General features: G+C 27.8%; 13 protein-coding genes. All 13 read right to left on the bottom strand.

Annotated elements, in window-relative coordinates; all coding sequences use genetic code 11:
- On the bottom strand, positions 1-1,913 hold a 1,913-nt coding region (locus LJD34_RS02070), incomplete at its 3' end, for a penicillin-binding transpeptidase domain-containing protein (RefSeq protein ID WP_227359069.1).
- Positions 1,914-2,035: 122 nt separating this feature from the next.
- Positions 2,036-3,844: a translation elongation factor 4 gene (gene lepA / locus LJD34_RS02065; RefSeq protein WP_032090078.1), complete on the bottom strand. Its 1,809-nt coding sequence runs from the start codon at positions 3,842-3,844 to the stop codon at positions 2,036-2,038.
- A 64-nt stretch (positions 3,845-3,908) separates the two neighbouring features.
- Entirely contained in the window at positions 3,909-4,214 is a 306-nt protein-coding gene (locus LJD34_RS02060) for a hypothetical protein (RefSeq protein WP_032090079.1), read from the bottom strand.
- 151 nt (positions 4,215-4,365) lie between these two features.
- Positions 4,366-4,698, bottom strand: a complete 333-nt coding sequence (gene acpS / locus LJD34_RS02055) for a holo-ACP synthase (protein WP_119363397.1) — start codon at positions 4,696-4,698, stop codon at positions 4,366-4,368.
- A gap of 2 nt (positions 4,699-4,700) precedes the next feature.
- Entirely contained in the window at positions 4,701-5,432 is a 732-nt protein-coding gene (locus LJD34_RS02050; RefSeq protein ID WP_227359068.1) for a hypothetical protein, read from the bottom strand.
- 24 nt (positions 5,433-5,456) lie between these two features.
- Positions 5,457-5,777: a thioredoxin family protein gene (locus LJD34_RS02045; protein WP_147580250.1), complete on the bottom strand. Its 321-nt coding sequence runs from the start codon at positions 5,775-5,777 to the stop codon at positions 5,457-5,459.
- A 4-nt stretch (positions 5,778-5,781) separates the two neighbouring features.
- Positions 5,782-6,429, bottom strand: a complete 648-nt coding sequence (trmB, locus tag LJD34_RS02040; RefSeq protein ID WP_227359067.1) for a tRNA (guanosine(46)-N7)-methyltransferase TrmB — start codon at positions 6,427-6,429, stop codon at positions 5,782-5,784.
- 33 nt (positions 6,430-6,462) lie between these two features.
- Entirely contained in the window at positions 6,463-7,179 is a 717-nt protein-coding gene (locus tag LJD34_RS02035; RefSeq protein WP_081918920.1) for a pseudouridine synthase, read from the bottom strand.
- Entirely contained in the window at positions 7,163-7,651 is a 489-nt protein-coding gene (locus LJD34_RS02030; RefSeq protein WP_119363400.1) for a hypothetical protein, read from the bottom strand. Before LJD34_RS02030 ends, LJD34_RS02035 begins: the two co-directional genes overlap by 17 nt.
- Before the next feature lie 61 nt (positions 7,652-7,712).
- Positions 7,713-7,865, bottom strand: a complete 153-nt coding sequence (locus LJD34_RS02025; RefSeq protein ID WP_022001540.1) for a DUF1540 domain-containing protein — start codon at positions 7,863-7,865, stop codon at positions 7,713-7,715.
- 64 nt (positions 7,866-7,929) lie between these two features.
- Entirely contained in the window at positions 7,930-8,148 is a 219-nt protein-coding gene (locus LJD34_RS02020; protein ID WP_227359066.1) for a sporulation protein Cse60, read from the bottom strand.
- Positions 8,148-9,026 carry an aldose 1-epimerase family protein gene (locus tag LJD34_RS02015; RefSeq protein WP_227359065.1) on the bottom strand — a complete coding sequence of 293 codons (879 nt, stop codon included), beginning with the start codon at positions 9,024-9,026 and terminating at the stop codon, positions 8,148-8,150. The genes LJD34_RS02020 and LJD34_RS02015 overlap by 1 nt, the downstream gene beginning before the upstream one ends.
- 68 nt (positions 9,027-9,094) lie before the next feature.
- Positions 9,095-9,439, bottom strand: a complete 345-nt coding sequence (gene rbfA / locus LJD34_RS02010) for a 30S ribosome-binding factor RbfA (protein ID WP_022001537.1) — start codon at positions 9,437-9,439, stop codon at positions 9,095-9,097.
- Positions 9,440-9,449: the final 10 nt, after the last annotated feature.

Genomic DNA, 9,449 nt, shown 5'->3' with positions numbered 1-9,449 from the left:
CAATAAACAGCATATGGCTTTTCTGACCAATACGTATGTGATGTTCCATCTGTTCTTGTAACACATGCGCGCATTCCAGCTTTTATTTGTTTAAATGCATCTGCCTGTGAAGAAACATCATCTTGAATATTTGTTTTGAATTTATAAGTTGTGTATCTATTTCCTTCTCCATCACTTTTAAATGATTCAATAAGGAAATGAGGTTGAACTTTTTTACCCATATTAGCAAGGGTACATGTATATTGTGCCAATTGAATTGGAGTATATGTGTCATATTGTCCGATACATGCATCTAATAAATGCCCAGGGGCAGTATCTCTTCCTTTATATCCGTCACTTTCATTTGGAACATCCAATCCAGTTTTAACACCTAAACCTAATTCACCAAAATCCCTTCTGATAGTAGAGAGAGTTTTGACAAAACGATTGAGATCAACATTTAAAGCGCCATGAGGTACATATTCAACACCAGCTAACTTCATAGCAATTCTAAACATATAAACATTTGATGACCAAGCAAGCGCATCTATTTCATTAATGTTTCCCATTGTTTTCCATGATTGTTTAGCTTTTGTAGAACCTTTAAACCAAAGCGGCTCATCTACAAAATAAGTATTAGGAACAATGATATTTTCTTTAAATCCTGTATATAATGTACCCGCTTTTGAAGTAGAACCAATTTCTACCGCTTCTAAAAAGTTACCTGTAGAAATATCTTTGACCTCGCCAGTTTCTTTGTTAATTTCTTTAGCTGACATAACTAAAATTTCTCCATTATTAGGATCCATCATTACAAAATACATTTTATTGAAATAAGTATTAAAGCTATTACATGTCGTTAATTCATTAGTAATAAGTTCATCAGCAAAAGATTGTAACTCTAAATCAATAGATAAGCGAATGTTATCTCCTTTTTCACCATTAACATTGTTTGTGATAATAGGATCACCATTACTATTATATTTAACAGAATATGATGAATTTGATGCTTTTAAAATATCTTCATATTGTTTTTCTAAACCACTTGTACCGACTCGTGAATTACCAGTATACCCTTTTGCAAGTAATTCTGTTTTTAATTCCGTAGGCAATCCTTGTCTTTTAGTTGTTAATTTTCCAATCAATGCGCCAAGTTGACCATTCACCATTGATTGACGAGACCACCCACTACTTATTTGAATACCTTTTAAAATATTTGTATTTTCTCCTATAACACTAGCTTCTTCGACTGTAATCCCTTCTACTAAAGTTACAGAACCTGTTTTACATCGTTTCATTAAATATTCAAAACGTGTTTGTTCTATTTCATCTTGTGTCATATTTTGATATATATATTCCATAGATAATTTAGAAACAATCAAATTGGTTTTTGCCTTAGAATAATCAGCATCATCAGGGTTTTCTGTTTTTAATTTTTTTAACTCTTTGTCACTTAACAAAGATTCTGCTAATTTTTCATGAGCAATAATAAAATAATCTTTTATATTTCTTTCAGTAATGTTATTAACGTTATTTTTAGAAAAGTCAATTGTAATTTTTTCACTTAAAAATTTTGCAATATACGTAATTTCTTTATTTGTAATTTTTTTAGGTGCATAATAATCAACACAAATAACATTTTGATTACCCATGATTTTTGTATAATTACGATCATAGATTTCTCCACGCGGTGCATCATTTGTATATGTTGTACTTCCATAAGTTTCCAGTTTGACTTCTAATGTATCAGCTTGAGTTAATTGTACATAAGCCAATCTAATAATTAAAATAAAAATTAAAACAAGTGTCACAGCAATTAGTTCAATTAATCTTTTAGATACAATTATATCAGATTTACTATTTTGATATTTCTTTTCTTCATTAAATCCATGAAATCTTACAGTAGCAGTTTTTTTGTTAAAAAACTTTGGCATATTTTTCCTCCTTCCTTGAACAATTATATTATACTTTAGATTATTAGTAAATTTGAATTAATCGATAATATAAATTTATTTAACATATTTAACATATTTAAAATAGCAGCGATTGCTGCTATTTATTCATCATCAACTGATAATATTGCCATGAAAGCTTCTTGTGGAATTTCAACACTTCCTACTGCCTTCATTCTCTTTTTACCTTCCTTTTGTTTTTCTAGAAGTTTCTTTTTACGCGAAATATCCCCACCATAACATTTAGCAAGGACGTTTTTACGCATTGCCTTAATTGTAGTTCTTGCAATGATCTTACCTTGTAATGCTGCTTGTACAGGAACTTCAAACATTTGTTTTGGAATAATTTCTTTTAATTTTTCACAAATTACTTTTCCTCTTGAATAAGCAAAATCTTTATGAACAATAGATGATAAAGCATCTACAACATCACCATTTAATAAAATATCCATTTTTTGCAATTTACTTTCTCGATATCCTATTAATTCATAATCAAATGAGGCGTATCCCTTTGTACTAGATTTCAATTTATCAAAGAAATCATAAACAATTTCTGATAAAGGAATATTATAAATAATATTACGACGTGTTTCATCAATATAATCTATATCAACATATTCTCCTCGTTTTGATTGACATAGTTCCATGATAGATCCAATATACTCATTTGGAGTCATAATTGAAGCTTTTACATAAGGCTCTTCAATATAATTTATTACTTGTGGAGATGGCATCATTGCAGGATTGTCAATTTCAACCATTGTTTTATCTGTTAAAAATACTTTATAAATAACAGATGGTGCAGTAGCAATAAGTTCTAAATCAAACTCTCTTTCTAATCTTTCTTGAATAACATCCATGTGTAATAATCCTAAAAAACCGCATCTAAAACCAAATCCCAATGCTTGTGATGTTTCTGGTTCAAAGACAAGAGACGAATCACTAAGTTGTATTTTTTCCAATGCTTCTCGTAAATTTTTATACTTAGAATTATCAACTGGATATAATCCACAATAAACCATAGGATTTAACTTTCTATACCCTGGCAATTGCTCATGACTTTCATTTTCTAAAGTTGTTATTGTATCCCCTACATGAACATTTTGAATAGATTTAATAGAAGCTGATATCCATCCAACTTCCCCACAAACTAATTTATCTTTTTTAACTTCTGCAGGAGTTCTTACACCTAATTCAGTTACTTCGTAAGTAGCTCCTGTAGCCATAAATTTAATTGTATCTCCAACCTTTATAGATCCTTCTTTAATTCTAACGAATACAACAACACCTCTATAGCTATCATAAAATGAATCAAAAATAAGTGCTTGAGTAGGATGATTAATATTCCCACTTGGTGCAGGAACCTCTTTAACAATCATCTCTAACACATCTTCAACGTTTAAGCCACTTTTAGCCGAGATACGAGGTGCATGGTCTGCAGGCAATCCAATAACATCTTCGATTTCTTGAATAACATGTTCAGGGTTTGCACTAGGTAAATCTACCTTATTTATAACTGGTAAAATTTCCAAATCATTATCTAAAGCCAAATAGACATTTGCCAATGTTTGTGCTTCCACACCTTGTGCTGCATCTACAACTAACACTGCTCCTTCACATGCAGCTAATGAACGAGATACTTCATAAGTAAAATCGACATGGCCAGGAGTATCAATAAGATGTAAAAGATAGGTATTTCCATCTTTTGCTTTGTATTGAAGTTGAACAGCATTCAATTTGATTGTAATGCCTCTTTCACGTTCTAACTCCATGCTGTCTAATAGTTGAGCCTTCATCTCTCTATTTGAAACCGCACCGGTCATTTCTAAAATACGATCCGCTAAAGTACTTTTCCCATGATCAATATGCGCTATGATTGAAAAATTTCTTATTTTATCTTGATTAATTGTCATTTATTTTCACCGACTTTCAATAATAGATTTTATCAAAAAACAATATAAATGACAATTTATTTATTTAAAAATATTTGTTTAAAATTTCAATGAGTTCTCCATATATAATCACTTCTTTAAAATCATAATTAGCCATTGTAAATTTATTAGCTATTAAACGCCCTCTAACAGCAATAATCATTCCAATTTGAGTAACATCAGACATCATGTCTTCGAGCCCCTTCCACAAAGCAATAGAAAAAACATCAAATTTTTCTTTTCCTATCTCCTCAGGAAATGGTCTTTTAACCTCAATGTCAATAAAAGCCATGTTTTCAACATGATATACATTTTTTACTATTTTTCCTACTAAAGAAATTGAATTTAACATAAACGATCCTCCTTAGTATTATCATAGTTCTTATAAAAAAATAATCATGCTAAATCGACTAAAAGGTCTATTTAAACGACTAAAAAACAAATAAAAAACATTAATAAATATATCCTAAGATATATTTATTAATGTTTTATTACTCTATACTTTATTGATTAGGGTCATTATTTTCAATAACAACAAAGGCAACTGCATAATGATTTTCATGAGAAATAGAAACATGACAAGGCTCATCTTTAATATAGGGTTTACCATTTTCATCATTTAAACAGCATATCTCCTTAAATGATTTATAACCTGCTGCTTTTACAAATGCCTCTTTGACTGCAAATCTACCACCCACAAATTCTCTTTTTGCTTTATCATTACCTTTTGATAAATACAAAGAAAATTCATCTACATGTAAAATTTTCTTTGCAAGTTGATCCAAATGATTTAATCTTCTTAAATCACAAATATCTACACCAATTCCTTTAATCATCACTAATCCTTAAATTTCTTTTCATACAGACTCATCAATTCATCCAAAGACATATTGTCATCAATTTCATCAATTAAAGAATTTTGTTCCTCTGATTTTTTTTGACCAAAATCAAGTTTAAACTCCCCTGTTCGTTCCTCAATAATTTTAAGTTGATCTTGTTCTTCTTCAACAATTTTAGCAATATTTCTTAAATTATCTTCAACTGTTGGAAGCTTTTCTTCTTCAACGATTTCGGGTTCTATTGTTTTTTCAGCATCAGTATTTGTTTCATCTTGAAAATCTTTTGAATCTTCAACAGCAGTAAGAACAGCTTCACTATCTGTTTCTTCTTTTTCTTCAAAATTACCATAATACGGAGATATTACTTGAACAAGTGAATTATCTTTTTTCTTTGGTTTTTTTACTGAATTTTTCTTAACTGTTTTAACTATTTCTTTTTTTTCTTCATGCATTCCAAACATTGGAGAAATGATATCCATCATTTCATAATTTTTCTTAATTTCGGGTTCTTCTTTCTTTTCTACTTTTTTTTCAACCTTTTTAACATTTTTGGAAGTAGTTTCTTTTGGTACTTGTTGACCTTCACTTTTTTTAGTAACTTCTTCTTTTTTAAATTCTTCGTCATAAATAAGTGGTTTAGAAAACTTTTCATTTCTTCTTTGTTCAACAATTGGGTCTACAGTTTCAAAAATATCATCATCGTTTGATTTTTTAAAAAAATGTTTAAACATAATAACTCCTTCCTTCAATACACTTTATTTTATTGATTGTATAAATGTTTCTATTTCTTCTTGCGTTTTTCTTAATTTACTTACAAAGCGACCTGTCTCTTGTCCATTTTCATAGCTGACAAAAGAAGGTATTCCTAAAATATCTAAATCTTGACATAAATCAATAAAATAATCTCTATTAATACTATAAAATGTAAAATTTGGATATTTTTTTACAACATTACCTATAAAAGGTTTGATAAACATACAATCAGGACACCAAGAAGCTGTAAATAAGATGATTGATTTTGTTTGAATAGCTTTTTCATATTCTTCTAATGAGTTTATTTCAATTAATTGATCCATTTTTTTACTCCTTACAATCACTAATAATCATTTTATAAATAGGTCCATTTACTGAAAATTTTCTTTCATATTCTGTCATAATATTATCACCTGCTTCTGGAGAATTATGTAAATCTAAAGAAACATAATCTAAATGATAATTATTTTCTGTTACTGACTGTAATGAATATTCAAATAGACCTCGATTATCTGTTTTAAATTCAATAACACCATCTTTTTTCAATAATCGACGATAAACATTTAAAAACGCTGAAGACGTTAAACGTCTTTTTGCATGTTTTTTTTTGGGCCAAGGATCACTAAAATTTAAAAATAAATGATCAATTTCACCATTTTCAAAAACATTTTCTAATTCAATTGCATCAAAATGCATTAATTTTAAATTAGGCAATGATTGATTTTTATTAATTTTATTAATTGCTGCTGCTAAGACACTTGGAAATTTTTCAATCCCTATGTAATTGTTTTCTGGATGTTTTAAAGCATTTTGATAAATAAAATCGCCTTTCCCCATTCCAATTTCTATATATAATGGCTGATTTATTTCAAATATATCATGATAATGACCTTTATGTTCTTCAGGCTTTAAGATAACTAAATCAGCATTCTCTTCCATAATTTCATAAGCTTTTGGGTTGTTTCTTAATCTCACAAAAAATCCTCCTTATTTTTTATACAAATAGTATCACAAATCATTCATTAAGTCGACTAATTCATCTTCGGATAATTCTCTAAATTTTCCAATTTGTAAAGAAGTATCTAATTTTAAATTCTTCATCTGTAACCTTTTTAAATAAGTTACTTTTTTACCGACACTTTCTACCATTTTTTTCACTTGATGAAACTTTCCTTCAAAAATTTCAATTAATACTTCAGATGTATTATCTTCAGTTTTTATAATGGATAAATTTGAACTTTGACATCTATAATGATCAATAGTAATTCCTTCTTTAAACTTTAAAATATCATTTTCATCCATTATTCCTTCGACACATGCATAGTACAATTTAGAATGATGTCGACTAGGTGCTAATAACTTATGTGCAAAATCTCCATCATTTGTTAGTAATAATAAACCCTCCGTATCCAAATCTAACCTTCCTACTGGAAATAAATCATACTGTTCATAACCATAAATCAAATCAACAACTGTAGGATGAACATTATCTTTTGTAGCAGAAACATAACCAGCAGGTTTATTAAGCATAATATAGACATATGGTTTATATGTAATAAGCTCACCATCAAAGATAATTTTATCTGTTTCATAATCTACTTTAAAATCATCCTTTTTTATAATACTTCCATTAACAGTAACAAAACCTTTTCTAATATAATTTTTTACTTCTTTTCTAGTTCCGATACCATAATGAGCTAATAATTTATCAAGTCGCATTACCATGTAAAATAATATACCTTTCTATTTGTTTATCCTCTGTGTTATATGTTAAATAGAGCTTAACATCAAATTTGTTTTTGGATGTTGTTCCTGATAAATTGATGCCTTTATAATAACCATTCTTCTTATCAATATAATTAGGCTTTAATGAAAAAGTATCCTTTTCTAATAAACCAATACTCGGAATATTTTTATCCTTTTTATCAATAAATGCGATTGCTTTAATATTTTTCATTTCAATAACAGGATTATTAATGATAATATCATACCGTATTTTTTTATTTGATATTTTATTAGTAACTAATTGAATTGAACAATCATCACAGCTTTCATCAAATGAAGTAGACATCTTTAAACGATTATAATAACTAACATATTCATTATATTGTTTTTTTGAATAAGATGTTGTATTTTTTTGACTTGAACAACCTAATAAAATAAATAAAGATAAAAAAATAATTAATCTATTTTTCATATAATCACCTTTTATATTATAACATAGAGACAATAAAAAAAAATTAAAATAGGAAATAATCCTATTTTAATTTAAAAGTTCCGCACTCTGTTTCTTGCTCATCACATGGTGAACTACAATTACATTTTGAAACTTTAATCTCATTGGCCAAACATTTATTATTAGAATCATGATATGCACATGTCGTAACTGAACATCTTACATCTTTTGCCATATGTTTCACCTCCGTTAATTATTTTAACCAATAATATAAAATCTATGCAAAAATAAAAGTCCTTTTATTTAGGACCTTTATCATCATATTCAATTAAACAACTAAAAGAGTATTCTAATTCAGATGAAAAACACATTGCAACACAATAATGCATCCGTATTATATGATATCCCAGTTTAAGAAAATCATTAATTTCATCTTGTAAGTCTAATTCATGAGTACATTCTATAAGTTTAACTTTCATAAGCAAAGTATAATCTACAAAAGTTAAAAAAATTGTCATTATTGGTTAATTTCTACAGCAAATTCAACTTCAAAATTTTTACCAACAGGTAATTCAACACAACTTTCTTTTTCTTTAAATTCACCATTAAAATCAGTATAGTCAGCATGTCCAACCCATGGTTCAATAGCAATTAATCCACCAACATGTTTTGCGGCCCAAAGTCCAACATGGTCAAAACCATTCATATGAAAAACAATTGATTTATCATGATTTAATGATTTAAGAGCAATATTTTCTGATTTAAAATTTTTAATAACAATTGCATCTGTATTAAAAAGCTCTTGTCTAACAAAAAATCTTTTTTCATTATCAAAGAAAGGTTTTTCAACTCTTGACATACCTCTTTTTTCAACATCAATTATTTTTCGATTACATGTTTCATTTTCTGAAAATTCTAAATAATAATCGTTGCTTGATTCATTTTCCATAAATGGACAAGCAAAAGCAGGATGTCCTCCAACTTGGAAATAAATAGGTTGATGATCCGTATTTTTTACTTCAATATGACATTTTAATTTATTTTCAACAAGTCTATATGTGACATTTAATTCAAATAAGAAAGGATATTGTTTTATAATTTCATCATTAGATCTTAATGAGAATATTACTTCAGTATCACTAACTTGGTTTGTTTCAAATTCATTGTGTCTTGCAAAACCATGTTGCGTCATATGATACTCTTTACCATTAATCACACATGTATCATTTTTTATTGCTCCAACAATTGGAAATAAAATAGGTGCACTGTTTGCCCATTGAGATGCATCTCTTCTCCACATATAATTCAATTGATCTTTTTTTCCTTTAATTGAAATAATTTCTGCTCCTTTTGGATGTAAAGAAACAGTTAATAAATCATTAGATAATTCTACCATAATAATCCTCCTATCAGTATTTTCATTATATCATAAAATAAATTCTAAAAAAAAGAAAAAGATTATTTCTAATCTTTTTCATGTAATGAATTAATAATACTTTCAATTTTATTTCCATATTCTAAAGAAGTATCTAAAACAAAATGTAATTCAGGACACTTTCTTACTTTTAATTTTTTAGCAAGTAAATTACGAATGAATCCTTTAGATCTTTCTAATGCTTCCATTCCTTTTTCTTGATTATAATTTTTTCCTAAAAAAGTAACATACACTTTAGAAATAGATAAATCATTTGTTGTTTCAACAGCAGTAATTGTACACATACGTAAATCTCTATCACGTACTTCATTTTGTAAAATCAAAGAAACTTCTCTTAAAATTTGAGTATTTATTCTATCTGTTTTTAATGACATAAGACTCAAC

This window comes from Faecalibacillus sp. MSK20_93, assembly GCF_020589945.1.
In the GTDB taxonomy this organism is placed as follows: domain Bacteria; phylum Bacillota_I; class Bacilli_A; order Erysipelotrichales; family Coprobacillaceae; genus Faecalibacillus; species Faecalibacillus intestinalis.
The sequence above is the reverse complement of the archived record's forward strand: the minus strand, read 5'-3'. Positions and strand labels throughout refer to the sequence as shown.

Coding starts and splice junctions, on each gene's coding strand:
- lepA (WP_032090078.1), bottom strand. CDS start 3,844: ATGACAATTAATCAAGATAAAATAAGAAATTTTTCAATCATAGCGCAT.
- LJD34_RS02060 (WP_032090079.1), bottom strand. CDS start 4,214: ATGTTAAATTCAATTTCTTTAGTAGGAAAAATAGTAAAAAATGTATAT.
- acpS (WP_119363397.1), bottom strand. CDS start 4,698: ATGATTAAAGGAATTGGTGTAGATATTTGTGATTTAAGAAGATTAAAT.
- LJD34_RS02050 (WP_227359068.1), bottom strand. CDS start 5,432: ATGTTTAAACATTTTTTTAAAAAATCAAACGATGATGATATTTTTGAA.
- LJD34_RS02045 (WP_147580250.1), bottom strand. CDS start 5,777: ATGGATCAATTAATTGAAATAAACTCATTAGAAGAATATGAAAAAGCT.
- LJD34_RS02035 (WP_081918920.1), bottom strand. CDS start 7,179: ATGGTAATGCGACTTGATAAATTATTAGCTCATTATGGTATCGGAACT.
- LJD34_RS02030 (WP_119363400.1), bottom strand. CDS start 7,651: ATGAAAAATAGATTAATTATTTTTTTATCTTTATTTATTTTATTAGGT.
- LJD34_RS02025 (WP_022001540.1), bottom strand. CDS start 7,865: ATGGCAAAAGATGTAAGATGTTCAGTTACGACATGTGCATATCATGAT.
- LJD34_RS02020 (WP_227359066.1), bottom strand. CDS start 8,148: ATGACAATTTTTTTAACTTTTGTAGATTATACTTTGCTTATGAAAGTT.
- LJD34_RS02015 (WP_227359065.1), bottom strand. CDS start 9,026: ATGGTAGAATTATCTAATGATTTATTAACTGTTTCTTTACATCCAAAA.
- rbfA (WP_022001537.1), bottom strand. CDS start 9,439: ATGTCATTAAAAACAGATAGAATAAATACTCAAATTTTAAGAGAAGTT.